This is a genomic window from Alistipes sp. dk3624, from assembly GCF_009557455.1.
Lineage (GTDB): Bacteria > Bacteroidota > Bacteroidia > Bacteroidales > Rikenellaceae > Alistipes_A > Alistipes_A hominis.
The window spans coordinates 405171-430598 of record NZ_CP045651.1; the positions used below are offsets into that span (position 1 = coordinate 405171).

21 protein-coding genes are annotated in these 25428 nt (G+C 56.1%); 5 read left to right on the top strand and 16 right to left on the bottom strand.

Going from position 1 to position 25428, the window contains the following annotated elements:
- Positions 1–2 precede the first annotated feature (2 nt).
- Both GFH31_RS01785 and GFH31_RS01790 read right to left on the bottom strand, forming a co-directional pair.
- Positions 3–359, bottom strand: a complete 357-nt coding sequence (locus tag GFH31_RS01785) for a P-II family nitrogen regulator (RefSeq protein WP_055205988.1) — start codon at positions 357–359, stop codon at positions 3–5.
- Positions 360–385: 26 nt separating this feature from the next.
- Positions 386–1111, bottom strand: a complete 726-nt coding sequence (locus GFH31_RS01790) for a TorF family putative porin (protein ID WP_118457223.1) — start codon at positions 1109–1111, stop codon at positions 386–388.
- 636 nt (positions 1112–1747) lie between these two features.
- On the opposite strand from GFH31_RS01790, the gene GFH31_RS01795 reads away from it, so the two are divergent.
- The 3 genes from GFH31_RS01795 to GFH31_RS01805 are packed head-to-tail and all read left to right on the top strand — an operon-like array spanning position 1748 to position 7456.
- Positions 1748–2863 (top strand): efflux RND transporter periplasmic adaptor subunit, encoded by a 1116-nt coding sequence (locus tag GFH31_RS01795; protein ID WP_101573308.1) that lies wholly within the window; start codon positions 1748–1750, stop codon positions 2861–2863.
- 6 nt (positions 2864–2869) lie between these two features.
- Complete coding sequence (locus GFH31_RS01800; RefSeq protein WP_118656922.1) at positions 2870–6019, top strand: efflux RND transporter permease subunit; 3150 nt, start codon at positions 2870–2872, stop codon at positions 6017–6019.
- 3 nt (positions 6020–6022) lie between these two features.
- The gene (locus tag GFH31_RS01805; RefSeq protein WP_118656924.1) at positions 6023–7456 is read left to right on the top strand and encodes an efflux transporter outer membrane subunit; all 1434 of its coding nucleotides are present in this window, start codon (positions 6023–6025) and stop codon (positions 7454–7456) included.
- Here the strand turns inward: GFH31_RS01805 and GFH31_RS01810 are convergent.
- The 6 genes from GFH31_RS01810 to ligA all read right to left on the bottom strand — a co-directional run bounded on the left by GFH31_RS01810 (position 7450) and on the right by ligA (position 13965).
- Positions 7450–8652, bottom strand: a complete 1203-nt coding sequence (locus tag GFH31_RS01810) for a clostripain-related cysteine peptidase (protein WP_145996569.1) — start codon at positions 8650–8652, stop codon at positions 7450–7452. The two genes, GFH31_RS01805 and GFH31_RS01810, sit on opposite strands and share 7 nt — an antisense overlap.
- A 29-nt stretch (positions 8653–8681) precedes the next feature.
- Entirely contained in the window at positions 8682–9449 is a 768-nt protein-coding gene (locus GFH31_RS01815) for a TPM domain-containing protein (RefSeq protein WP_055205999.1), read from the bottom strand.
- Between the two features lie 14 nt (positions 9450–9463).
- Entirely contained in the window at positions 9464–10051 is a 588-nt protein-coding gene (locus GFH31_RS01820) for a LemA family protein (protein WP_055206001.1), read from the bottom strand.
- Positions 10052–10075: 24 nt separating this feature from the next.
- On the bottom strand, positions 10076–10849 hold the full coding sequence (locus GFH31_RS01825) for a DUF4919 domain-containing protein (RefSeq protein ID WP_228385778.1): 774 nt from the start codon (positions 10847–10849) through the stop codon (positions 10076–10078).
- 92 nt (positions 10850–10941) lie between these two features.
- Entirely contained in the window at positions 10942–11829 is an 888-nt protein-coding gene (dapA, locus tag GFH31_RS01830; RefSeq protein ID WP_055206005.1) for a 4-hydroxy-tetrahydrodipicolinate synthase, read from the bottom strand.
- Positions 11830–11865: 36 nt separating this feature from the next.
- Positions 11866–13965, bottom strand: coding sequence for an NAD-dependent DNA ligase LigA (ligA, locus tag GFH31_RS01835; RefSeq protein WP_153518030.1), 2100 nt, complete (start codon positions 13963–13965; stop codon positions 11866–11868).
- A 210-nt stretch (positions 13966–14175) separates the two neighbouring features.
- Here ligA and GFH31_RS01840 point away from each other — a divergent pair, with 210 nt between their 5' ends.
- Positions 14176–14487: a hypothetical protein gene (locus tag GFH31_RS01840; protein WP_055206083.1), complete on the top strand. Its 312-nt coding sequence runs from the start codon at positions 14176–14178 to the stop codon at positions 14485–14487.
- Between the two features lie 83 nt (positions 14488–14570).
- On the opposite strand, the gene GFH31_RS01845 is transcribed toward GFH31_RS01840, so the two are convergent.
- Positions 14571–15806 (bottom strand): 6-phosphofructokinase, encoded by a 1236-nt coding sequence (locus GFH31_RS01845; protein WP_101573320.1) that lies wholly within the window; start codon positions 15804–15806, stop codon positions 14571–14573.
- Positions 15807–15974: 168 nt separating this feature from the next.
- The gene (locus GFH31_RS01850) at positions 15975–17165 is read right to left on the bottom strand and encodes an FprA family A-type flavoprotein (protein WP_055206087.1); all 1191 of its coding nucleotides are present in this window, start codon (positions 17163–17165) and stop codon (positions 15975–15977) included.
- A 188-nt stretch (positions 17166–17353) separates the two neighbouring features.
- Here GFH31_RS01850 and GFH31_RS01855 point away from each other — a divergent pair, with 188 nt between their 5' ends.
- Positions 17354–17932, top strand: coding sequence for a DUF4294 domain-containing protein (locus GFH31_RS01855; RefSeq protein ID WP_055206089.1), 579 nt, complete (start codon positions 17354–17356; stop codon positions 17930–17932).
- Between the two features lie 29 nt (positions 17933–17961).
- Here the strand turns inward: GFH31_RS01855 and GFH31_RS01860 are convergent, their stop codons facing one another.
- Genes GFH31_RS01860 through GFH31_RS01885 form a run of 6 tightly spaced genes read right to left on the bottom strand, consistent with a single transcriptional unit; the run spans position 17962 to position 25362 of the window.
- Complete coding sequence (locus tag GFH31_RS01860) at positions 17962–18429, bottom strand: nucleoside deaminase (protein WP_118457215.1); 468 nt, start codon at positions 18427–18429, stop codon at positions 17962–17964.
- 51 nt (positions 18430–18480) lie between these two features.
- Entirely contained in the window at positions 18481–19716 is a 1236-nt protein-coding gene (locus tag GFH31_RS01865; protein ID WP_055206093.1) for an exo-beta-N-acetylmuramidase NamZ domain-containing protein, read from the bottom strand.
- Positions 19713–21587 carry an MFS transporter gene (locus GFH31_RS01870; protein WP_118656992.1) on the bottom strand — a complete coding sequence of 625 codons (1875 nt, stop codon included), beginning with the start codon at positions 21585–21587 and terminating at the stop codon, positions 19713–19715. The genes GFH31_RS01865 and GFH31_RS01870 overlap by 4 nt, the downstream gene beginning before the upstream one ends.
- A gap of 41 nt (positions 21588–21628) precedes the next feature.
- Positions 21629–22930: a SpoIID/LytB domain-containing protein gene (locus tag GFH31_RS01875; RefSeq protein WP_153498382.1), complete on the bottom strand. Its 1302-nt coding sequence runs from the start codon at positions 22928–22930 to the stop codon at positions 21629–21631.
- Positions 22927–23868, bottom strand: a complete 942-nt coding sequence (locus GFH31_RS01880; protein ID WP_153498381.1) for a DUF4922 domain-containing protein — start codon at positions 23866–23868, stop codon at positions 22927–22929. The genes GFH31_RS01875 and GFH31_RS01880 overlap by 4 nt, the downstream gene beginning before the upstream one ends.
- A gap of 24 nt (positions 23869–23892) precedes the next feature.
- Positions 23893–25362: a glycosyltransferase family 2 protein gene (locus GFH31_RS01885; RefSeq protein WP_153498380.1), complete on the bottom strand. Its 1470-nt coding sequence runs from the start codon at positions 25360–25362 to the stop codon at positions 23893–23895.
- Between the last annotated feature and the right edge of the window lie 66 nt (positions 25363–25428).

Consider the following 25428-nt stretch of genomic DNA (forward strand, 5'->3'; position numbering starts at 1 on the left):
AACTATTTCTCCAGCTCCGCATTGTAAAGGGCGATATCGCCCCTTTCACCGGTACGGATGCGGATGGCGTCGTCGATGGGAATGACGAATATGCGCCCGTCGCCGATCTCGCCGGTAAAAGCCGATTTAAGAAGGGCCTGCACCGTCTTTTCCACATTCTTATCGCGCAGAACAATCGATATCAGTATCCGCTCGATGGAACTGGTATCATACACCACTCCGCGGTAGATACGGGCCTGGCGGGACTTTCCGATCCCTCGAACGTCGTAATAAGAGAACCACTCGATGTCTGCTGCGAGCAAAGCTTCCTTCACTTCCTCGAACTTGGTCTTACGAATAATTGCCTCGATCTTTTTCATTTTGCTTGGATTTTATGGTGAATGAACTAAAAAGATATCCCGAATACGAGACTCGCATCATCGGTCGCCGGCGAAGCGACGGCCTGCACGAAGACCGGCAGCGAATAAGAATCCGTAATCCGGACCGTTTTGGAGGCTTTCAGCGAAATATTCGAAACCTGAAACCCTTTGTCGCCCCATCGCGGAGTCAGCCATGCCGGAGCGTCCCACGGCGCCACGCCGACTGCACAGGTCAGATCGACGCCTTTGATCCGGAAATCGTAACCGAGTTCGATATAGGTCGAAAACTTCCGCTCGCCGTCCACTTTGTCGAGATTCCCGGCGAACATCGTGCTCCAGGAGACGTGCAACGGAAACTTTTTGCCGAAATGATAGCCCAGCGTCCCCTCAAACAGGTGCGTATTCAGATAATCGGAATAGAAAGGAGCGCCCTGTCCGGCCCACCAGTAATCGGTGACTCCGACCGAAAAACCGCCGACCGAATAACCGGCCGAAAGATCCAGCTCCTTGAAACCTTCCCGCAAGCTGGTCGAGCCCCAGGCTCCGATGGAAAATCCTTTATAAGCCAATCCGAGCGAAGGCTGAACACTCGCCCCCGATCCTATCTGATAGACCCCCCTCCACACATATCCGCTCACGAGGTCCGCTCCCACGTTCACCACCACTCCGGACTGGGCTTTTAAAGACGGCGCGCAAGTCGAAAACACTATCGCCGCCAACATCATACGTACAATGGATAAATTCTTTTTCATAGCCTTTCATTTAAATGGATCAACAACTCATTTCTTTTCCCGGACTCCGATCCGTTTCGACGAATCGGACCGTTTTGTCAGATTTTCCGTTCAATCCCCATACGGGGATTTTCTGCCAACGAAAAATAATAAGTAAAATCCTCAGGCTTCATAACCACAAATTCAATCGTTTGATGCAAATATAGTATTTTTAAATTCTATAATGCAAATTTTATGGGGTATATTTTAATATAAATACTTATTTTAAAACATATACCCCCAAAATACACACACAAATCACAAATAATTTAAATTACGATTTAAAACAATAATTCTATTAAACGCATAATTATCTCGTCAAAATCCGGTAAAAACACGTAATATCCCTGCCTGAAACCCGGATTTAATAAAAAACAGTAACCTAAAATTACGACTCGGCATAAATTCGATCTTTTTCGGACACCCCCTCACATTTCGGGGGATTATTTCCACAAAATCGTTTTTGAACCGCCAAGCGTCAAAATTCACAACCCTGTAACTTCAAAAAGGACATAATAAGAAAAAAAAGGACTTAAAAAGAGTACCCCTTCCTGCAAAACAATACTACCGTCAATAAGCGGTATGTTTTTTGACAGAATAACGGTAAACTCTAAACGTATGAAAGCGAATAAATCTACCTTTCTGATTCTGATTTTATCCGGAGCCCTGTTGTTGGGCTGCAAACGAAAGCGAGAGACGCAGACGCCGCCGCTCGAACTACCGGTGGCCGAAGCGACGACGAGCGATATTCCGATATGGATGGACTTCGTAGGCCAGACCTACGGAAAATCGGACATCACGATACAGGCGCGCGTAAGCGGATTTTTGCGCGGAATCTATTTCAGAGAAGGGACATTCGTACACAAGGGAGACTTGCTCTACGTGATCGAACCGGCCCCTTACGCCGCGCAAACGGCTCAGCGGCAGGCCTCGGTCAGCCAGGCCGAAGCGGAACTGACCAATGCCCGGCAGAATTACGAACGCGTGAAACCGCTCGCAACCATCAACGCTGCCAGCAAAAGCGACCTAGACGCCGCCGTCTCGCGGCTATCGGCAGCCCAGGCGGCTCTGAAAGCAGCTCAGGCTGCATTGAAATACACCGAAATCGAACAAAGTTACACGCAGGTACTCTCCCCCGTAAACGGCATTATCGGACAGACAAAAGCCCGCACCGGAGACTACGTAGGCCCCGGATCGCAATATGCGGTACTGAACACCGTCTCGCAGGTCGATACGATACGCGTGGTATTCTTCATCCCGGAAGACACCTATTTCGATCTGATACGTCGGGGCAGGGCCGATTTCAGCGAAATCATGCTGACGATCTCGGACAACATCGCCTATCCGCACCGGGGGCACTTCGATTTTATCGGACGGGCCGTCGAGCAGGGCACCGGATCGCTGAACGCACAGGTTTCGTTCCCGAATCCGGATACGCTGTTGCGCCCCGGGCAGTTCGCCCGCATCCGCACCGTCGTCGACACGCTGCGGTCGGCGCTGCTGATCCCGCAACAAGCGGTAATGCGCACGCAGGGCATCAGCAGCGTCTATGCGCTCGATTCGGCCGGACGGGCGAAACAGCGCATCGTATCCCTCGGCAATACCTATAATAATATGTGGGTAGTCAACTCCGGACTCGACTCCGGAGCGCGCGTCGTCACTTCGGGTTTCCACAAAGTTCGTGAAGGAGCGGTCGTAGAGCCGATGACCGTCGCCGATTCACTCCAAAAATAGAAAACTATGGGAAACTTTTTCGTAAGACGTCCGATATTCGCCATGGTCATCGCCATCATGATCGTAGTGCTGGGACTGATCGCCATCAAAAGCATGCCGATCGAGCAATACCCTGACATCACGCCGCCCGTGGTCGAAGTGACGGCTCAGTATCAGGGAGCCGACGCGCTCACGGTCGAGCAGAGCGTTGCCACGCCGATCGAAGAGAGCGTTAACGGAGTGAGCGACATGATCTACATGCAGTCGACCAACTCGAACGACGGCAGCATGTCGTTACAGGTGTCCTTCGGCGTAGGAAGCAACCCGGACATGAGCACCGTATTCACTCAGAACCGCGTCTCGTCGGCCACGCCGATGCTACCGCAGCCGGTGATCCAACAGGGCGTCACCACGCAAAAAACCATGACGAGTTTCATCATGGTGCTATCGCTGTTCTCCGACGGCCGGTACGACGAGAATTTCCTGGCCAATTACGCGATCATCAACATGAAAGACCCGATCTCGCGGATCAACGGCGTCGGCAGCGTCCAGGTGCTCGGCGGCGGTCCTTACGCGATGCGGATATGGGTCAAACCGGATAAGATGGATTACCTCGGCATCACGGTCGGCGATATTTCGGCGGCGATCGGCCAGCAAAGCCAGGTCGTTCCCGGCGGTCAGCTCGGAGCCGAACCGAACGACGGCTCTCCGGAATTCACCTATACGGTACGGATGCCGGGCCAGTACAGTACGGCCGAAGAGTTCGAACGGATCGTGCTGCGGGCCAATCCGGACGGTTCGCTGGTGCGACTCCGGGACGTCGCGCGGGTAGAACTCGGCGTACAATCTTACAGCACGACGGCCTCCTTCCAGGAACATCCGGCCTGTTTGCTGCTGATCAACCAGTCGCCGGGCAGCAATGCCGTCGAGGTCGGCAGGCAGGTCAACTCGCTGATGAAAGACCTCGCGAAATCGTTCCCGGACGGCGTACAGTACAACACGGTAGTCGACTCGACGCATACGATCGTGCTCGGCATCCAGGATATCGTCACGACGCTGCTGTTGGCGCTGCTGCTCGTCGTGCTGGTCATCTATCTTTTTCTGCAAAACATCCGGGCCACGATCGTGCCGCTGATTGCGATTCCGGTCTCGCTGATCGGAGCCTTTATGGTCTTCCCGCTGTTCGGATTCTCAATCAACGTCTTTTCGCTGCTCGGACTGGTACTCGCGATCGGGCTGGTAGTCGACGACGCCATCGTAGTCGTCGAAGCCGTCCAGGTGAATATCGAAAAAGGCATGAACGGCCGGGACGCCACGATCGCGGCGATGAAGACCGTCGCTTCGCCGATCATTGCGACGACGTCGGTGTTGATGGCCGTATTTCTGCCGGTCGGACTGATGCCGGGCGCAGCCGGGAAACTCTACGGACAATTCGCCATCACGATCGCCATCAGCGTTTGCCTGTCGGGGATCAACGCGCTGTCGCTGAGTCCGGCGCTCTGTTCGCTGCTGCTGCGTCCCAAGAAAGAGGGCCAGACGGACAACCGGTTTTTCCGGTGGTTCAACCGCCGTTTTACCAGCGGCGTCGACGGCTATCTGAAAACCAGCGGCGTGATCGTCCGACACAGCGCGCGAACGCTGCTGTTCATCGGCATTTCGGCGGCGGCCGTCGTCATCCTGATGAAGCAGATCCCGACCGGATTCCTACCGGACGAAGACCAGGGCTACCTGATTACCAACATCCAACTGCCCAACGCCGCTTCGCTGACGCGCACCGAAGCGGTCATCAAGCAGATCAACGACGTTCTCGACAAAAACGACAATGTCCAGTCGGTCACCTCGGCCGCCGGATTCAGCCTGCTGGCCGGCACGCAATCGCCGAATAGCGGTCTGATATTTATCCGGTTGAAAGACTGGAACAAACGCAAGATGACCGCAGCGCAAATCACCGAAGCGTTGAACATGGAACTTTACGAAGAGATCGACGCTGCCGAAGTCTTTACGTTCGGACCGCCGTCGATTCCCGGCCTGGGACCGAGTTCGGGCTTTACGATCATGATCCAGGACAAGGGCGGCAACACGCCGCAATACCTGGCCGAATACACCGGAAAATTCATCGAAGAGGCCAAGAAGCGCCCCGAAATCGCCAGCATCAGCACGATGTTCCAGGCCGACGTGCCTCAAAAGGCGATCTCGATCGACAACGACAAAGTACTGAGCGCGGGAGTTTCGCTGGACGAACTGCATACGCAGGTGTCGGCCTATCTCGGCGGCATGTACGTCAACAACTTCAACCGTTTCGGCCGGATGTACCAAACCTATATCCAGGCCGAAAGCGAGTACCGGCTGAACGAATCGAAGATCAGCCAGTTCTATCTGACGAACAACCGGGGTGAAAGCGTCCCGCTGTCGGCCTTCATCACGGTGCGCGACACGACCGGGCCGCAGTTCACGAACCGCTTCAACCTCTACCGCTCGGCCGGAGTGACGGGACTGCCTTCGACGAAATACTCGACCGACGAAGCGAGGACCGCCCTCGCGGAAGTCGCCGACGAGGTGCTTCCGGACGACATGGGCTACGCATGGAGCAACATGTCGTACCAGGAAGCCCACAACAGCGGCGCGGGAATCGTATTCCTCTATGCGGTGATCTTCGTTTTTTTGATTCTCGCCGCGCTGTACGAAAGCTGGAGCCTGCCGTTGAGCATCCTGCTCGGCATCCCGTTCGCGCTGCTCGGAGCGATGGGCTTCACTTACCTGGCGCACCTGTTCGACCCGATATACGTCAACGACATCTTCATGCAGGTGTCGCTGATCATGCTGATCGGACTGGCGGCCAAAAACGCGATCCTGATCGTGGAATACGCCCGCGACAAATTCAGCGAAGGCATGAACCTGCAACAGGCGGCTCTCGAAGGAGCCAAACTGCGGGTGCGGCCGGTCATCATGACCGCCGTAGCGTTCCTGATGGGCGTACTACCGCTGATCTTCGCGACCGGCAGCAATGCCGTCGCGCGCAACATCATGGGGCTGGCGCTGTTCGGCGGCATGCTGATCGCCACGCTGATCGGACTGTTCGCTTACCCCGGGTTGTTCGTGCTGATCGGAAAATGGGGACGTTACGAAGAAAAACGAAATCAAAAAGCCGCGACGGAAAACAGTCCGGCCGTAAAATAAATCATGATGCGATTCGATATGAACAAACGATATTTTATCCGGATATTCCCGCTGATCGTCCTTTTTGCGGGCAGTTGCACGGTCGGTCCGAAATTCAAAGCGCCGGTCGTCGAAACCCCGCCGAGATACATGGGAGCGGCCGGCACCGCCGCAACGGATCTCTACTGGTGGCAACTGTTCGACGACACGACGCTGACGAGGCTGATCGCGACGGCAATCGAGAACAACCGCAACGTCGAAATCGCCTTCTCCCGGGTCGAACAGGCGCGGCTGACGCTGAAGGAGACCCGCGCCGGTCTGTGGCCGTCGGTAAGCTACGGCGTCACCGGACAGTACGGTACGGAATCTTTCATCGGGCTGAAAAGCGACAAACCGGTGGAAACCTATATCATCAAACCGAGCATCTCCTGGGAACTGGATCTGTTCGGCAAAATCAGGCGGATGAGCGAAGCCGACCGCGCGCAACTGCTGGCGACCGACCGGGCGGCGCAAGGCGTGTTGGTTTCGCTGGTAGCCGAGGTGGCATCGACCTATTTTTCCTACCTGCAGTACGAATATGCCGGTGAAACCGCCCGACAGACCAGCATTTCCCGCGAAGCGACCTACGCGCTGCAGCAACAAAGCTATGCGATCGGCTCGATCGACGAGCTGCAACTGCGCCAGGGAGAAGCGGCCTATGCCACGGCCGCCGCGGCGAATGCCCAGTACGAACGCGCCAGCGAGCAGGCGTTACACGCCCTCAGCCTGTTGCTGGGACAAAATCCCTCGCAGGTCGTCGGCAAACACACTCCGCTGGTCGACCTCCGCATTCCGGCCGAAGTGCCCGCCGGTTTGCCGTCCGACCTGCTCGCCCGTCGGCCCGACATGGTCGAAGCTTACTATCAGGTGATGGCTGCCAACGCTCAGATCGGCGTGGCGCAGGCGATGCGTTTTCCGAGCATCGCGCTGACCGGAAACGGCGGCGTATTCAGCGAGGAATTCAAAAAGCTGTTCGATCACAATGCTTGGATGTGGTCGGCGGCAGGAGGGATTACGGGGCCGGTTTTCAATTTCGGAGCCAACAAACGCAGGGTACAGATCATGCGCGAGAAACACCGCGAGGCAATTATGAATTACGAGCAATGTTTTCTGCAGGCGCTCCGGGAGGTCGAAGACGCGCTGACAGCCGTCCGCACTTACCGTACCCAACTCGAATCGATGCTGACATTGGTAACGGCTGCCGAAAAAGCCGACCGGCTGTCGCAGCAGCAGTACGCCGCCGGACAGATCAGTTACTTGGACGTTCTGGAAACGCAACGAACATTATTCGACGCGCAATCCGATTACGCGGAGACGCTCAGCGCAACGATGAGCAGCTACGCCACGCTTTACAAAGCGCTCGGAGGCGGCATCATGTCGCCGGAAGAATCGGCAGAAAAGAGCGCCGCAACTCAGTAAGCGATCCCGACCGCTTTCGCCCACGGGGTTTCCTTATAGGATTCTTGCAGAAGTTGCAACGCGGACAGGTCGCGCGGAACGTACGTGGAAAGTCCGCAGAAAGTATTCAGCTTGACGCACATATTAAAGGGTCCTACTCCCGGACCGGAATAGGCGCTGAAAACGTACTCGGTATGATCTTCGTAAACCACCGTTTTGCGAAGTTGCCCGGCGAACGCGGCATAAAGAGCGGCATCTCCGCCGATTTTGGAATAATAGTCCAGCAGATCGTGAAAAACGTGGGTCTGCATCCGCTCCAAATACTGAACCTGCGACACATCCGCCGAAGCGGGCGAAGCGGAGGCGTAAAACGCTTTGGCAGCCGCAGCCAGCGCGTCCAGTTCGTCGGTTTTAATCAGACCGACCGAGGCATAGGGCCACGTAGACGACGATTGCCGGTAGTAATCGACGAACAGTCGGCAGACCTCTTCGAACCGCGGCGTATCCGCGAACAGTTCCGGCAAAATCGCATCGTACGAAAAACCGGACGAAAGGATCTCCGTCGGAGAAGCGATGATGTATTTGGCGGCATTCCGCAGTTCGTACAACGCCTCGACACTCCCCATAAAGCAGGCGTCGAACAGCAGGAAGTCGAATTCCCGATCCCGGGGCAACGCCCCGGCCAGATCGGAAATGTCGATATAATTGGCGCCGTCCTGAGCGAACCATTTGGTAAGGGGCGCATTCGGATCTTTCCGCCACAGATCGTCCGCCGAATAGCTTTTCGGAATCACTCCGGCAGGCGCCCAGCCCAATCCGTGCGACCACAGCACCAGCCCGTAGGATTCGGCCGGATACAGCGCTTTGGTACGCGCGATCACCCGGCTCAGCACCGACGTCGATGCGGAATTCTCTTTCGCATACTCCTCGACGACCGTCTTTTTGCCTCCCGACTCGATCTTCAACAATTGGGGAGTACCTCCCTGCGGATCGATATAGACGATCAGGTTCCCGTCGATCGACTCCATTCCGACAAGCATCTGATCGACATTTTGCCAGGCGGAGTTCACCAAATTATTATCGGCGGCCATATAGACCAGGATCGTCCGCCCGCTCTTTACAGGCGGCGGATCGATTTTTCCTCCATCTTCATTCTTTCCGCAGGAGAAAAACAGACAGGCTATCAGCCCTAAAACCGAAAAGTAAAATTTTCCCATCGAATCCGTATTATTGTTCGTTATCAAACCTACCAGGAACGTCCGGCTCCGCCGCCGCCCGACATTCCGCCTCCGAAACCGCCGAAACCTCCGCCTCCGAAACTGCCTCCGCCACGCGACCCGCCGCCCAGGAAAATCGGGGGGAACCACCCTCCCCCGCCGCGGCTGCCGTTGCCTCCATGCCCTCCTCCCTTGCGGCCGGCGGCAAACAAAAAGAAAAGCACCAGAATCGCTACCAGCCCGACGGCGACTCCGCCGCCTTCGTCTCGACCGGCATACTGATCGGCCGTGAATTCCCCGCGGGAAAGTTGCATCAGTACGTTCGTCGCCTTGTCCAACCCGTCATAAACGCTTCCCCGGCGAAACTCCGGGATCATCTCCTGATCCAAAATCCGCCCGGCGGTAATATCCGGGATCACCCCTTCCAGGCCGTATCCCACCGAAATGTAGGCTTCGCCCCGGGAATCGGGTTGCGACGGCTTGACCAGAATCAGAATCCCGTTATCCTTGCCTTTGCGTCCGACTCCCCACTTGTCGTGCAGCCGCTGCGCATAGTCGGCCGGAGCGTAACCGTCCAGATCGTCCACCGTAACGACGGTAATCTGCGTCGAAGTCTCGCGGTCGAAATCCGCCAGCTTTTGTTCCAGCGACCGGCGCTGCGCCTCGTCGAGCAATCCGGCGAAATCGTTGACCAAGCGCGGCGGCGACATCTGATCGGGCAACTGCTGCGCGACGAGCGGCAGCGAAAGCAAAGCCGCGCCGCACCAGCAGGCAAAGATCCTTAACAGCGATCTCATCGATATGCGACCCGTTAAAATTCGACTTTAGGAGCGACTTCCGAGCCGGGTTGCGCTTCGAAATAACCGATCGGGGCGAATCCGAACATCCCGGCCAGCAGGTTGCGCGGAAACATTTTGATATAGGTGTTGAACTGCTGCGCGGCATCGTTGAATTTGCGCCGTTCGACGGCAATCCGGTTTTCCGTCCCTTCGAGCTGCGTCTGCAAATCCAGGAAGTTCTGGTTGGCTTTCAGGTCGGGATAACTCTCGGAGATAGCCATCAACCGACTGAGCGCCGACGAAAGCTCGCCTTGCGCCTGATCGAAACGGGCCATAGCGGCGGCATCGTTCACGTCGATCCGGGTCTGCGTCGCTTTCGCACGCGCTTCGACTACCTGTTCCAGCGTATTCTGTTCGTGGGCGGCGTAACCCTTTACGGTGCTCACCAAATTCGGAATCAGGTCGGCGCGACGCTGATACTGATTCTCAATGTTGCCCAACTGCGCCGTAGCGGCTTCGCTGCGGCTGACCATATCGTTGTAACTTCCTTTCAACCATGAATAAGCGCCCAGCACAACGACTGCCACGACCGCCAAAATAATCCATCCTTTACGTTTCATTCTCTGTCTTCTTAATAACTGTTTTTACTCAACCTTCTCCACACTGGGCGCCGCCCGCCTTTTCAACGGCAGTCCGTTGAATTCCCATCCGCTACTGCGCTTTTCGGGCTCCTTGTCGGGCCGCTGCCAATAGATCCGCCCGAAATCGAAATAATATCCTTTAACTCCTTTCTCCTTCACCAGCAGCGGCGTATAAGCCACCGTCCGACTGATCACGCGCTCCTTGCCGCAAATGATATTCTCGCTGGCCAGAAAATCGCGCACATGCGAAAAATAGATGATGTGCCACGGCGACTCCTCGCTCAGTCCGGTTCCCGAAGACTTGATCGCATTCAGCACCCCCTGCAACCGGTAATAGTTGATCCGCTCGTTCAGCGTATCTCCGATCCCGCCGTAAGCGTAAATCAGGAAATTGATCGCTCCCGGATCGAACGGCTCTTTTTTCAACACCTCGTTCCCGTAGGCGATAACCCGCCGGTAGTCCGCCTCGTTCAGCGAATCGGCCTCCAGAATTTGCAGGATCTTGTCGCGGGCCGCCGGCGTCTCGAACGGCTTGTATTCCGGACGCCATACGAAACCGTAGTACAAATAACGGTAGTCGGTATCCGTCAGAGTCGTATCGCCGGTCAGATAACGGGTGAAAAGCGTCGGGTAATAGTAAGGGGAAGCGCTGTTGATCGTTTCCCGGAGGATCGCGTCGTTATCCGGGGCCTGTGTCCGCACCGTATCCTGCTGCGCCGCAGCGGACAAAACCCCTGCAAACATCAACACCGCCAAAGAGAAAACAATTCGTCTCATATCTTTATATTTCACCCTTAATAAACGCTAAAAATATAAAAATATTTGACGCGGACGAAATTTAGGGCTTATTCGGTCGGCCCGCGAAGCGGTCAACGGAGTTCGTACGCTTTCAGCAGGCCGTCGATCTTGGAGACCAACCGGTCGCTGGCAGGCACCAGCGGCAGGCGCAAATAATTGCCGATCACGCCCAGACAACTCAGCGCAGCTTTGATACCGGTCGGATTCCCCTCTTCGAACAGGGAATCGACCGCCTCCATCATCTGAAGGTGCAGCGAAGCCGCTTCTTTCACGCGGCCGTCGAGAGCCAAATGCGCCATCCGGCAAAATTTCTCAGGGAAAGCCTGAGCTGCGACGGAGATGATCCCGTCCCCGCCCAGCGCCACCATCGGCAGGGTCAGGTTATCGTCGCCGGAAACCACGGCGAATCCCTCCGGCCGGTCGCGCAGGATATAAGCCGCCTGCGACAGGCATCCGCTGGCCTCCTTGACCGCGACGACGTTCGGACAATCGTGCGCCAGGCGCAGCACGGTTTCGGCTTTCATGTTGACGCCGGTACGTCCCGGCACGTTGTACAGCACCACTCCGCACGGAGCCGCAGCGGCAACCGCCTTGTAATGCTGATAAATACCCTCCTGCGAAGGCTTATTATAATAAGGAGTGACCGTAAGGATCGCATCGATCCCGGTAAAATCGGTTTTGCGGATCGAAGCCACCACTTCGGCCGTATTGTTACCGCCCATTCCGAGCACGACCGGCAGGCGTCCGTTATTCTTCCGAACCACGCAACTGACGACCGCCTCTTTCTCGTCGGCAGTCAGCGTAGGCGTTTCGGCCGTCGTTCCGAGCACGACCAGGTAATCGGCCCCGCCGGCAGTCACCCGTTCAACCAGCGCTTCCAATGCGCCGAAATCGACCGATCCGTCTTCCGAAAACGGGGTTATCAGGGCGATCCCCACGCCTCTCATGTTAGGTTTCATCGTGAAATGTTAATTTTCGGACAAATTTAATATTTTTTACCCGAACAAGGTGCGCTGCTTCGAATTATTTTCCGAGGGTTCTTCTTTTTTCTCGGACGACGATTGTTCCGCAACGGGAATTTCATCGTGTTCCTTCTCCCCGACGGCTTCTCCGGCAATAATCCGTTCGAAATCGGCCTCGCCGATAATTTTGACGCCCAGCTTATTGGCTTTGGTCAATTTCGCCGGGCCGATGTTGCTGCCGGCCAGCAGGTAATCGGTAGTGGACGAAACGGTCCCCAGGTTCTTGCCGCCGTGCGCCTCGATCAGTTGTTTCAACTGATCGCGCGAATGTCTTTCGAACGTCCCCGAAATGACGATCTTTTTACCGTCTAAACGATCCGAAAGACGCGCCGATTCCTCGGCTTCGAAATGCAGGCCGCTCGCCTTCAGCCGTTCCAAAATATCCAGGTTCGCCGGATCGAGAAAGTAATCCCGCACGCTGACAGCGATCCGCTCGCCGATATCCTCCGCCGTAGCCAGCTCCTCGGGCGTAGCCGCGGCAAGCGCATCGAGGCTCTTGAACTGCGCGGCGAGCGTTTTGGCGGTCGTCTCGCCGACGAAGCGAATCCCGATCGCGAACAATACCCGATGAAAGGGAACGTTCAACGACTCCCGGATACTGTTTAAAATATTGTCGGCGGATTTTTCGCCCAGACGCGGCAAATCGACCAGGTCCTCGCGTTTCAGCCGGTACAGATCGGCGATATCGGCGACCAGCCCCGAATCGTACAACAGTTGCACCGTCTCCTCGCCGAGACCGTCGATATTCATCGCCTTACGCGAAATGAAATGCACGATACGGCCGACGATCTGCGGCGGACAATGGCTTGGGTTCGGACAGTAATGGCGCGCCTCGCCTTCGTATTTGACCAATTCCGTTCCGCATTCCGGACAGTGCGTGATGAACTTGAACGGCTCGCTGCCGGCCGGACGTTCGGACAGATCAACGCCGGTAATTTTCGGAATAATTTCGCCGCCCTTTTCCACATAGACCATATCGCCGAGCCGGATATCGAGCAGCGCGATCTGTTCGGCATTGTGCAGCGAAGCCCGTTTGACGGTTGTACCGGCCAACGGCACCGGATCGAGGTTGGCGACCGGCGTCACCGCCCCGGTACGCCCGACCTGAAAATCGACCGACAACAGCCGGGTGCGGGCCTGCTCCGCTTTGAATTTATAGGCTACGGCCCAGCGCGGAGCCTTGGCGGTATAACCGAGCCGATTCTGATCGGCGAAACGGTTCACTTTGATTACCACGCCGTCCGTAGCGAACGGCAGGTCGTAACGCGCCTTATCCCAATGACGGATAAAAGCGTCTATCTCGTCGATCGAACGGCACAGGCTGATCTGATCGGATACCTTAAATCCCCAACGTCGGGCCGCCTGCAAACTTTCGTAATGGGTTTCGAACGGCAGCTTGTCGCCGACCAGCGCATACAGCGTGCAGTCGAGCTCGCGGCGGGCGGTTTCGGCCGAGCTCTGTTGTTTGAGCGACCCGGCGGCGGCATTGCGCGGATTGGCGAACGGCGTCTCCCCGATGTCTTCCCGCTCCCGGTTCAGTCGTTCGAACGAGCGGAACGGCATCAGCACCTCGCCGCGAATTTCGAAAAAGGACGGGTAATCGTCCCCGGCAAGCCGCAGCGGCACGGTGCGGATCGTCCTTACGTTCGCCGTCACGTCGTCGCCGCGCGTCCCGTCGCCGCGCGTCACGGCCTGCGACAAGCGACCGTCCTGATAAGTCAGGCTGATCGCCGTGCCGTCGAATTTCAGCTCGCATACGTATTCCACAGGTTCCACCTCCTTGCGGATGCGAACATCGAATTCGTGCAGCTCGTCGAGCGAATAGGTATTCGACAGCGACAACATCGGATAACGGTGTTCCACGGTGCGAAACTCATTGGTCGCATCGCTGCCGACGCGATGCGTCGGCGAATTGGGATCGTCGAACTCCGGGTAGGCTTTTTCGAGCTCCTGCAACTCGCGTAACAGGGCGTCGAATTCGTAATCGCCGATCAACGGATCATTCAGTACGTAATACCGGTAATTGTGATCATTGATTTGTTCGCGAAGTTGTTCGATTTTCTGCCGCATAATAGTACCGATTTAATATAAAAGGCATTACTTTTGTGCCGCCTACGGGAAAGCCGTGACAAAACTAATAAAAAACAAACACAAAAACCAGACCCCAAACGGCAACGTTTCGGAGTAAAAAACAGGCCATACGGACAATTTGCAGTTTTTTTGGGATGTTCGTGTTTTGATTTACAAATTTTGCTTATACTTGCAGAAAATTTTTGGGAAACAATGACGGAAAAGAAACAAAAGAAGCGAGTTGCTATCAGTTACAAGAACCTTTCGCCTGAATTGCGGGATGAGGTGAAGAAGCAATATCCGAACGGATATACCGATCACATGATCCGCATCGACAAAGGCCCCGGGGATTTTTTCTACGCGATCGTATTGGAAACCGAAGACACTTCTTACCTGATCAAAGTGGACGTCAAAGTGGACGATCAGGTCGAAGAGGACGACAAAGACTTCTTCGGGGACGACGAGATTAAGGACGACGATGAAATCATCGACACCGATATGGCGGATATGGACGACGAAGAGTAAGCGCTTATCTAAATAAAACTTAAACAATCAGGGCTGCACCGGAAGGATGCAGCCCTGATCTATTTTTTATCCGGCGGAACGGATTATTCGTTCCACTCCAGAATCTTGTAGAAATCGAAAGCTTCCGGATTCGGCACGTATTTTTTGGCGGCTTCGTAATCGGCCGGCGTGACGTAGTTCAGGATGTTTTTGATGACCATCGTAAACTTGTCCGAATTGATATCGACCAAACGCGGCGGAATCTTGCCGGTTTCGGGATCCTGCAGGTCTTTCAGGTACAGCGGAGAAATCTGTCCGGCGGGATCGGCATACACCATACAGCCGGTCTTGCCTTCGCTGAACAACTTATAAGTCCCCATACCCAGCAGCGAACAGTAAACCAGGTCGTAAGCGACCGGAGTCTGGCAGCGCACCTCGTAACCGATTTCGACCGGACGGGATTTCACCTTAATTTTCAGTTCGCCCAATTTCTTTTCGAGCATTTCATTGAATATGTGAGCTTTCGACACTTTGCCGAGTTCGGGATGCCCGTGGTCGTCATACGAAAAATGAATCCCCGATTTTTTGATTTCGGCATCGCTCAGCGAGTGGAACACGCCCTCCGAGATCATCGCCACGCCGTAATCGAGACCCATGATCTTGCGCTTGATAATCGACGAAACGACGAGGTTCACGATCTTTTCGACGGTGATCTCGGTTTTGTTGAACATTTCGGGGATCACGATCATCGGATAGTGGCAGGCCGTGCCGATACCGAACGCCAGGTGTCCGGCGGAACGTCCCATAGCAGCCACGACGAACCAGTTTCCGCTGGTGCGCGCGTCGGTATAGACCGTGCGGCCGATGATCGAGCCCATGTCCTTGGCCGACTGGTAGCCGAACGTCGGCGAGCCGGCCGGCAGCGGCAGGTCGTTGTCGATCGTTTTCGGAACATGGATGTTGGCGATCGGATACTTTTTGGCTGCCAAGAATTTGGCGATGCGGTTCGCAGTCGAAGCCGTATCGTCGCCTCCGACGGTCACCAGCAACTTAACGTTGTTTTTGACGAACAGGTCGAGGTTGAAATCTTCTTCGAAGTTTTTGTCCGACGGTTTGAAACGACTCATCGTCAGGAACGATCCGCCGCGGTTGAAGATGTCGTCGGCCAGCAGGAAGTCGATCTCGGTGATTTTCGGCGTGTCGGTGAACAGAGCGGAATATCCGCCGTGCAGTCCGAGCACCCGGTATCCTTTCTGTAAAAACGTTTTTGCCACGCTACCGACCACAGTGTTCATTCCGGGAGCAGGCCCCCCGCCCGTCAAAATTGCAATTGCATCCATTTCTTTTATTTTAAAGTTTAAGTTCTATCGGTTCCGGCCCTTGCGCCGGATGTTTTTTCGTTTGAGCGATCCAAAAATACAATTTATTTTTAATATTTTTTAACAATTTTTGAGATTTATTACCGCATTTACCGCTTTTTTAACACGACGCTACGGCAGTACCACACCCTACCCGAGCAACCGGGCGGCCATCGCCGCAGCCAACGCATCGCAGGCCGCCTCTTTTCCGGGCTCGGGATGCCCCATGATCTCCGCGGCGGGCGCGACCACCTCCCACCCGATCTCTTCGGCGAAAGCATTCAGATTTTTGACGCCCCCTCCGTTCCAACTGTACGTACCGAAAATACCGAGCAATCTCTCCTTAACGCCCATATGCAGCAACTCGCGCGTCAGGTTCTCCATCAGCGGAAACATCTGCAGGTTGTAGGCGCAGCTTCCGAGCACCACCCCCTTATAGCGCCAGATATCGTTGATAAGGTATGAAATATGCGTTTTCGACACATCGTGGACGCGGACCTTTTTCACGCCGGCTTCGGCGATCCGACGGGCGATGTAATCGGCCATTTGCGCCGTATTGCCATACATCGACGCATAGATGACCACGACGCCGTCCTCGCCCTGATAGCTGCTCCAGCGATCGTACAGGCCGATCACCTTGCACGGATCGGTACGCCACACCAATCCGTGCAGCGGGCAGATCGTACGGATCGGATAGTCGCGCAATTTGGCGAGCGCCTTTTGCACCATCGGGCTGTACTTGCCGACGATGTTCGAATAATAGCGGCGCATCTCGTCCTCGTAGAAAGCGAAATCGGTCTGGTCGTCGTACACCCCTCCGTCGAGCGCCCCGAACATACCGAACGCATCGCCCGAAAAAAGCACGCCGTCGGTCTGGTCGAACGTCATCATCGTTTCGGGCCAGTGCACCCACGGCGTAAACACGAACTTCAGGTTGTGATATCCGAGCGACAGCGTGTCGCCGTCCTTCACCTCGATCAGGTTGTCCCGTTTGCCGAAATAGGCTTCCAACACCCGGAAAGTTTTACAGTTACCGACGATTTTCACATCCGGGTAACGCTGCACCAGGTTTTCGATCTCGCCCGAATGATCGAGTTCCATATGGTGGATGATCAGGTAATCGAGCGGACGCCCATCGAGCGACTCGGACACCCAGTCCGCATACGAACGGTCGCTGCCGCTCTCGACGGTATCCATCAGCGCGCACTTTTCGTCCCGAATCAGGTACGAATTGTAGGACACTCCGTTGGGCAATGGCCAGATATTTTCAAAAAGTTGTTTGCGGCGATCGTTGACGCTCGTCCAATAAATCCGTTCGCCGATGCGTTGTTTACAATTCATAATCTAACTCTCCTCTTTTATCTTGTCCGTAAACGTTTCGTAATACAGTCTGCGGGCAGCGCGCCCGCGTTCCGTCCGGGGAAACACAACAATCCGTCCTCCATGCACGTTTTATACCCGAGCGGGCAGCGCCCGAATTTTATTTTAATTACCTTTGCAAAGGTAAAAATTATTTAGAAATCGAAAACATGAACCGCTGTCTGTTCCCGGTGCTTGCGGCCATTCTGCTGTTGACGAACCTGAAAGCCCCGGCACAGGTAATGACCGAGTACGGCCCGGTGCAAACGAAAGTCGTGGACGGGGATACGATCACGACGGTTTACCTGAAACCGGCGTTCGTCTTCAAACGCGCGGCCGACGAGAGACGGTGGTCGCGACTAATCTACAATCTGAAGGTCGTCTACCCGATCGCGCTCGAAGCCAATGCGACGTTGCACGCCATGGAACAGCGCATGGACAGCATGAAAACGAAGCGCGAAAAACAGGAATTCGTCAAAGCGATGGAACGCGCGCTGAAAAGGAAATACACTCCCGTTCTGAAAAACATGACCCTATCGCAAGGAAAGCTGCTGATCAAACTGATCGACCGGGAGACCGACCAGACCTCCTACGACCTGGTCAAACAACTGCGCGGCGGATTCCGCGCATTTTTCTGGCAAAGCATCGCGCGCCTGTTCGGCGCGAACCTGAAAGACACCTATGACGCCGAAGGCGACGACCAGATCATCGAAGAGCTGATCATGCTGTACGAAGCGGGATTGCTTTAAACCGATCCATAAACTCCCCCCGAAAACATTCAATATTCGACCTTATCGGGCTTTTCCCGCCACAGGCGGAATGCCTCGAGCGCTTCGCGGCGCAACAGACTCTCGCCCGGAATGCTGCGCCGCGACGGGGCGAGGACGACTTCGTCGTAGATAAACGCATCCCCGAAACCGATCTCTGCGGCATCCTTCCGGTTGTTGCCGTAATAAATCCGGGATATCCCGGCCCAGTAAGCAGCGCTCAGGCACATCGGGCACGGTTCGCAGGAGGTATAGAGTTCGCAACCTTCGAGCCGGAACACCTTCATCGCGGAACAGGCCGCGCGGATAGCCGTCATTTCGGCATGCGCCGTCGGATCGTTCAGCAGAGTCACTGAATTGGAACCCCGAGCAACGATCTTTCCGTCTTTCACGATCACTGCGCCGAAAGGCCCGCCGCCTTGCCGAACGCTTTCGCAGGACAGGCTGATAGCCTCCCGCATAAAATCTTCTTTCGTCATCTTCCTGTTTCTTTAATTACACGACACGTTCCGCCGGATATTGTCGTTCTTTCACTCCCCGTACAAATAGTATTTCCGCGACAACGTCCTGAACGGAGCGACATCCTTGTACCAATAGGCCCGGATATCTTCGAAACGGTTGCGCGCCGCAAAAGTCTTGCGCACGTAATCGCTGCCGGTCACCTGGTCCATCATCCGAAAACGCGCCGTATCGGCATTGGCCAGCACTGCGCGATCGGGATAGAGCCGGGCGATCTCCTGCATCACGTAAAACTGAATATCGGTCAGCGGCGCATCGGGGTACTTCGTAAGATGTACCTGCACGCCATGCAACTGCTTTCCCTGTCCGACCGAGTAAAACGGTTTGACATGGATCGGTCTGAAAATCACCCCTGGTAACTTCAGTGCGTTCAGGCTGTCGGCAAACTGCTCGGCATCGATCCATTCGGCGGCGAACATCTGGAACGGAATCGTGTACCCGACCCCGATCGACAGGTAGCCGAAATCGCCCACAATTCCGGAAGCCGGATAAAAAAAGGCCGTTTCCGCCTGCGGAATATGCGGCGACGACGGAATCCACTGCAACCCGGTGTCCTCGTACACCATATCCCGCTTCCAGCCCTCCATCGCGACAACGTGCAGGTTGCACGGCTTACCGATCATCCCTTCGCCGTTGAGCAGCATCGCCAATTCGCCGCAGGTCAACCCATAAACATACGGGATGCGGTACTGGCTGACGAAGCTGAAAAAACCGTCTTGCACCAGCGGCCCTTCAACCTTCCGTCCTCCGAGCGGATTGGGCCGGTCGAGCACGACGAATTCGATACCGTTCTCGGCGGCGGCGGCCATCGCTTCGCCCATCGTGCTGATGTAGGTGAACGACCGGCAGCCGATGTCCTGGATGTCGTACACCAGCACGTCGATCCCCCGCAGCATCTCCGGCGTCGGTTTCCGCGTCTTGCCGTACAGCGAATAGACAGGCAGTCCGGTCACGGGATCGGTCTGGTTGCCAACGTGATCGCCGGCATGCGCATCGCCGCGCACGCCGTGCTCCGGCCCGAACAGGGCCACCAACTCGACATTCGGCGCTTCGTTCAAAATATCGACCGTCGACCGCAGTCCGTCGTCGACTCCGGTAGGATTCGTAATCAACCCGACGCGCTTGCCCTCGAGCAGTTCGAACCGCTGCGCTTTCAACACCTCTATTCCCGTCTTGACGACGATCGGGCGAGCGACGCCCGTTCCGGCCAGCAACAGCGCCAGGCCGATCAACAAACTCTTTTTCATCCGTTATCGTTTTCTTTTCTCCTTCCGTAATCCGGATCGATCTTCAGCAGCGACACCGCAACGACCGGCACGACGCTGCACAGCATGACCCATACGAAGAAGTGATTGTAGCCGAGCTGTTCTTGCAGCCAGCCGGCGAACATACCGGGAATCATCATCCCCAGCGCCATAAAACCGGTGCAGATCGCATAATGCGCCGTCTTCTGCGGTCCGTCGGCATAGTACATCAGGTAGAGCATATAAGCCGTAAAGCCGAACCCGTAGCCGAACTGTTCGATAAAAACGCAGGCGTTGATCGCCAGCAGGTTCGACGTTTGCGAGAAGCTCAAGTAGACGAACGTGACGCAGGTCAGCAACATACTGAACGTCATCGGCCATATCCATTTTTTCAGGCCGCCGCGGGCCGCCGCCACACCGCCGATAATCCCGCCGAGCGTCAGTCCGATAATCCCGATCGTACCGTATACCAGTCCGACCTCGCCGGTGGTAAGCCCCAGCCCGCCGGCCTCCTTCGGGTCGAGTAGAAACGGGTTGATCAGTTTCAGCAGCTGGGCTTCCGAAAAACGGAACGTCAGCATAAAAAAGATCGCGGCCGCAGCCTGCGGCTTTTTAAAGAACGATACGAAAGTGGCCGAAAACTGCCGCAGGATATCGCGCGGCGTCGATCGGGCGGAAGCCCGGTCGGAACCGGGTCTCGGCAAAGCGAAGCGATGCCACAGGCCGAACAGCACGAACAGGCCCGCCAATACGAAAAAAGTGACCGACCAGGCGAACGGGATATTGCCCGAAAGCCCTTTATATTCGGCCGAACTGGATTGTTCCAGTTTCGGATCGGCTTGGAAAACGATGTAGGCCGGTCGGTTCCAGTTGGTTTCGTCGAACGTCAGCCGGTCGCCGTGGACGAGCGAAACGCTCCTGTCCCCCCGGTTCATCGACGTGTTCAGCACAACCTCCCGTCCCGGCTCCGGACAGCCGGAAAGCGAAACCGCCGCAACCGCGATGTCACCGGAGAAGCCGCTAACGACCGCCGCCTCGCGCCGTTCGCCGAAACGACGCCGGATCCAGCCGCCCAGCGGTTCCGAAACGTGAATGGTCCACCATCCGGCCTCCGCGACGTTTCGCACCGCCGTACCCGGCTGCTCTCCGGAAGTCAGAAATCCGTTGGCGCGATTTTGCGCTTCGACCAGTTGCAACCAACGCTTAAGGCTATCCTGCGGGATTCCGGCCGTACTTATCGTCACCGGCCCGGGCGCCGTCAAAAAATGCAGCTCTCCGGAGTGTCCGGACGGCACGGCAGCCGTCTCGGGCAAACGAAACTCCGTCCGCGACTGTCCGGGTTGGACTTTCACATCGATTCTCAGCGGCTCCGTCCCGGTCGCGCTTTCGATCAGTCCGGCCAGAATAATCAGCAGCCCCTGCCCCATGATGGTCGCTACCCGGTAAAACGTACTGCGCACCCCGACATACAACGCCTGCCGGTTCGTATCCAACGCCAGCATGTAGAAACCGTCGGCGGCAATGTCATGCGTCGCCGAGCTGAACGCCATCAGCCAGAAAAAAGCCAGCGTGGCCTGGAAAAAGAACGGAGCGGGAATCGTGAACGCAATCCCGGCAAACCCCGCCCCCAGCAGCAATTGCATCGTAACGATCCACCAGCGCTTGGTTTTCAGCAAATCGACGAACGGACTCCAGAACGGTTTTATGACCCAAGGCAGGTAAAGCCAACTGGTGTACAGCGCGATATCGGTATTGGATACCCCCATCCGCTTGTACAGGATTACCGAAATGGTCATCACCGCCACGTACGGCAACCCCTCGGCAAGGTACAGCGTGGGAATCCATGCCCACGGCGATCTTTTCAGGTTCTTCATCTCTTTTCGATCAACGGACGGCACTCCGAGGCCGCTCCGAATCAATAATATTTTTCAACGGCGGCGCCCCGGTAATAGTGCAGCAGAATCCGGTCGTAAGCGAATCCCCGGTGTCCCATCACCGCCGCGCCGATCTGACACAGCCCTACGCCGTGCCCCCAACCGGCTCCGCGCAATATAAAACCCTCCGCCGTTTTCTCCACGACGAAAGCCGAACTGTACAGGTGCGACTCCGAAAGGACGCGCCGTATTTCGAGCTCTTTACCGATAGTCACGGCTCCCTGCGTACCGACGATCCGAAGCTTCACCAACCGGCCCGAAGCGCCGCGCTGCACGGGAATCAGTTCCCGAATCGCCCCCAGGTCGATCCCCAACCGACGGCGCACCAGATCGGACAGTTTCCACGGCGTATATTCTACCCGCCATCGGTAGAAATCCGAAGTTTCGCAGTCGTACCCGTTCAATACCTGTCCGAGAATCCCCGGATCGGACGTATTGCAAAAAGCCTCGGCAGACGCCCCGATCCACCGCGCAGCTTCGTCCTCCCGCGTCAGGTCGGGCGCCGGAGGATCGCCGTCGCAATCCCGCACTCTCGACAGGTAAGGATAATCGCGCTCCTCCCAACAATTGCGGAACTCTTCGGTAACCCCGCCGCAACACTTCGAAAAACGGGCGTCGCAAATTTCCCCTCCGTAGGTCAGCACTTCGCCGCAGGTATCGGCGACCGCCCGACGTACCGCGGCCGCATGTTCGTAAGTACGGGTAATCCCCTGATAACGCTGACAGTGATCGTCGGCGCAAACATCGAAAAGCGAATGATCCTCCCGGTCGTACCAGCGGATTCGTTCTTCATCGTCGGAACGGACAATGCACTTGGACTCCGCCACAGCAGGCTTCGCCTGCCGCCGAACGATCTGCGCCAGCAACCAACTGCGCGAAATCACCGCATGGGCTTTCAGAAGTTCGGGCGATGCGGAAGCGTTCATCTCCGACGCAATCACGCTTACGAGATACTCTTCTACGCCGATACGGTTGACAGCCGTAACCCGTCCGTCGTCCGCGATCAGTTCCAATGCGCCGCGGAATACCTGGTCTTCAGTCCGCTGCCAGTGAAAACCAATCCCGATCACCACCTCTTTCAGCGTAAAAGAAGCATCTGCCCCGCACGGTTCGAACCGCAAACGCCCGTAAGACGCTCCGTCCCATCGCACCCGGTCGCCGTCGGCCGAAACCCGGTTTTCTCCCGCAACCGTCTTTCCCGCCGCCGTATAGTCGCCATGCAGCACGAAACCGATCCGTTGCGCCGTCAGTATCCCGACGCTTACCTGCGGTTGCCGATTCATCCGATATTCAATTTACCGACAATCCGCTGCAACGCACTGTCGTCGATACATACTTCATTAAAAATCGCACGGATATTCTCCGCCGTAATCTTCACGAAATCATCCTTGCGCGGAACGATCATCACGCCGGCCAGATCGACCGAAGCCGGACTGACCAACAGATCGGTCGCTCCTTCGCCGTAAAAGCAGGCTGGCCGGTGCTTCGTACGCGGAAAAACGCAACTCGTCCATCCGTCGCTGTCGTACCACGTCAGCACGTTCATCATCGGTTCCGCATCCGCCGGCAATACCTCCAATGCCTCGTACAATTTCCCGAAGCAGGCGGCCGCAGCCGACGCGTCGGCGGAACGGATCACGAATCCGCCGCGCAGGTAATCGCGGATCGCATACGCTGCTGCCCCGGACGCTTCGAGAACCTTTTCGGTCGCAAAACGTCCGACTTCGGCCTCCAACGGCATCGCGCCTTTGCCTACCGCCTGAAAATGAGCATGGTCTGGAGCCGAGGCTCCGCACCGCGGGCCGTTGTAAAAGACGACCTCCCGGTCGAAGCAGCGCGCCAAAGCCAGCATATCCCCATAACGATCCGCGATCGACTGCGGCACGTGTTCCGCCGCAGGAATCGTAAAATGTCGGGCGAAAATCGGATACGGATTTACCAATACCCGATAACCGTCCCCCCAGGGTAATCCCCGCTGTTCGGGCGGTTGATTTTCCGAACATAAAAAACATTTTCGGGCAACGACGGACGCCGCATCGACCTTTGCGGCCGACGAAACGATCCGCGCCGGATTGAACTGCACCCGAATCGAAAAACCGTCCAGATCGAACGTCTTGGTTTCAATCCGCCGCAGCGCTTCGAAATTCCGCCGGGCAAACTCCCATTCCGCGAGTTGACTTTCGAAAAACGCGTTCAATTCATCGGCTCCAGGACAATTCATTTTTATACAATCGGTTACAATCCGTTATTTCACTTGCTTATTCATATTCAAGGCGATGCGGGCCCGCAGTTCCCACGTCCGCAGGCGGTCCTTGTAAACATTGTTCCGGTTCGTCCGGACGATGTCGAGCGAAGCGTCGGAATTGTCGTCCCAGCGACGGCACAGATAAAGCACGTCGTATATCCGGCCGATCCGGTATTCGCGCGAAAAGCGCAGCCCGAGCGCGTAATCCTCCCCATAACTGGTATTCGGCACTTTCAGTTCGCGCAGCAGCGGCGTATAAAACGCGCGCGGAGCTCCCAGACCATTGATCCGTAACGCATTGTTCCGCCCGTTCTCAAGCGTCCATTCCCGGTGGTCGATCACCCCCGGCGGGATCGGTTTCATCTCGAAATCGGTCAGCATATAAGTTCCCACGACCATCGCGCACCGCTGGCTGTAAAAGGCGTCGACGATTTTCTGCAACGTATGTTCGTCGGCATATACGTCGTCGCTGTCGAGCTGCACGGCAAACCGGCCGCATCCGGGATGATTCACCCCGACATTCCAACAACCGCCGATCCCGAGGTCGTCCCGTTGCGGAACGATATGGATCAGCCGCCCGTCCGCTGCAAAGCGGTCGATCGCTTCGGTCGTGCCGTCGGTCGAATGATTGTCGATCACGATCAGATTGAATTTAAATCCGGCCTGCTGCTTCAGCACCGAAGCGATCGCATCTGCGATCGTCCGTACCCGGTTGCGTACCGGAATGATTACCGAAGCCTCGCATTCGAAACCGTCTGCGGCGAACTCCAGTTCCCGGAACGTCGGCTCCAGATAAGCCCCCACCCGTTTCAGATGGTCGGTACACGCCTGTTCCATTTCCATCTGCGCGTCCCGGTTTTTCGGATCGACATAGCTAAATAAAGAATTCATATCACCAGACTCATCATCCTTTAAATCAGAATATAGATATTCGTTAATATGCACCAACAAGTCCCGACAGGAAACCCTCAGGCGCAGGTCGTAAAGCCCGGCGAAACGGTAATCGCGTTCCATCTGTCCTACGGCTCGTTTCAGCGCGTCCGTCCGGTACAGCAAAACCGGCCCGAAATCGAAATCGTCGCGCAGGCTGCCCGCCTGGCAATCGATCACCGGGTGTTCGCTGCGGCGACCGTTCCGCACTTCGTAATAATCGGCGTAAACCAGCCCGGCATTCGTATCCCGCGCAACTTGCAGCATCCGGTCGAGAGCGAACATTCCCATCCGCAATACGGCATTGCCGGTATAGATCAACGTATAATCCCCAGAGGACGCTTCGGCGATCTTCCGGAGCGTCGCCGAAGCGCACAACGGCCCGCCGATCCGGTTTTCGCACTCATCGGCCGGATCGTTCTCCGACCCGTCCACCCAGAAAATTTTGTCTACCGCCTCTTCCCGGCGCAACCCGTCCGTTACGCTTTTCGCCTGCTCCGTACCCATACCGGGCAGAAAACAATCCACACGTATTTTCATCGCAATCTGCTTCTTGAACTTAGCAGAACAAAGATAGGACAAAATCCGCACGATCCCAACCGGCAG

Coding starts and splice junctions, on each gene's coding strand:
- GFH31_RS01845 (WP_101573320.1), bottom strand. CDS start 15,806: ATGGATGCAATTGCAATTTTGACGGGCGGGGGGCCTGCTCCCGGAATG.
- dapA (WP_055206005.1), bottom strand. CDS start 11,829: ATGAAACCTAACATGAGAGGCGTGGGGATCGCCCTGATAACCCCGTTT.
- GFH31_RS01860 (WP_118457215.1), bottom strand. CDS start 18,429: ATGACGAAAGAAGATTTTATGCGGGAGGCTATCAGCCTGTCCTGCGAA.
- GFH31_RS01805 (WP_118656924.1), top strand. CDS start 6,023: ATGATGCGATTCGATATGAACAAACGATATTTTATCCGGATATTCCCG.
- GFH31_RS01785 (WP_055205988.1), bottom strand. CDS start 359: ATGAAAAAGATCGAGGCAATTATTCGTAAGACCAAGTTCGAGGAAGTG.
- GFH31_RS01790 (WP_118457223.1), bottom strand. CDS start 1,111: ATGAAAAAGAATTTATCCATTGTACGTATGATGTTGGCGGCGATAGTG.
- GFH31_RS01825 (WP_228385778.1), bottom strand. CDS start 10,849: ATGAGACGAATTGTTTTCTCTTTGGCGGTGTTGATGTTTGCAGGGGTT.
- GFH31_RS01820 (WP_055206001.1), bottom strand. CDS start 10,051: ATGAAACGTAAAGGATGGATTATTTTGGCGGTCGTGGCAGTCGTTGTG.
- GFH31_RS01855 (WP_055206089.1), top strand. CDS start 17,354: ATGAACCGCTGTCTGTTCCCGGTGCTTGCGGCCATTCTGCTGTTGACG.
- GFH31_RS01840 (WP_055206083.1), top strand. CDS start 14,176: ATGACGGAAAAGAAACAAAAGAAGCGAGTTGCTATCAGTTACAAGAAC.
- GFH31_RS01865 (WP_055206093.1), bottom strand. CDS start 19,716: ATGAAAAAGAGTTTGTTGATCGGCCTGGCGCTGTTGCTGGCCGGAACG.
- GFH31_RS01810 (WP_145996569.1), bottom strand. CDS start 8,652: ATGGGAAAATTTTACTTTTCGGTTTTAGGGCTGATAGCCTGTCTGTTT.
- GFH31_RS01885 (WP_153498380.1), bottom strand. CDS start 25,362: ATGAAAATACGTGTGGATTGTTTTCTGCCCGGTATGGGTACGGAGCAG.
- GFH31_RS01795 (WP_101573308.1), top strand. CDS start 1,748: ATGAAAGCGAATAAATCTACCTTTCTGATTCTGATTTTATCCGGAGCC.
- GFH31_RS01880 (WP_153498381.1), bottom strand. CDS start 23,868: ATGAATTGTCCTGGAGCCGATGAATTGAACGCGTTTTTCGAAAGTCAA.
- GFH31_RS01815 (WP_055205999.1), bottom strand. CDS start 9,449: ATGAGATCGCTGTTAAGGATCTTTGCCTGCTGGTGCGGCGCGGCTTTG.
- GFH31_RS01870 (WP_118656992.1), bottom strand. CDS start 21,587: ATGAAGAACCTGAAAAGATCGCCGTGGGCATGGATTCCCACGCTGTAC.
- GFH31_RS01850 (WP_055206087.1), bottom strand. CDS start 17,165: ATGAATTGTAAACAACGCATCGGCGAACGGATTTATTGGACGAGCGTC.
- GFH31_RS01800 (WP_118656922.1), top strand. CDS start 2,870: ATGGGAAACTTTTTCGTAAGACGTCCGATATTCGCCATGGTCATCGCC.
- GFH31_RS01875 (WP_153498382.1), bottom strand. CDS start 22,930: ATGAATCGGCAACCGCAGGTAAGCGTCGGGATACTGACGGCGCAACGG.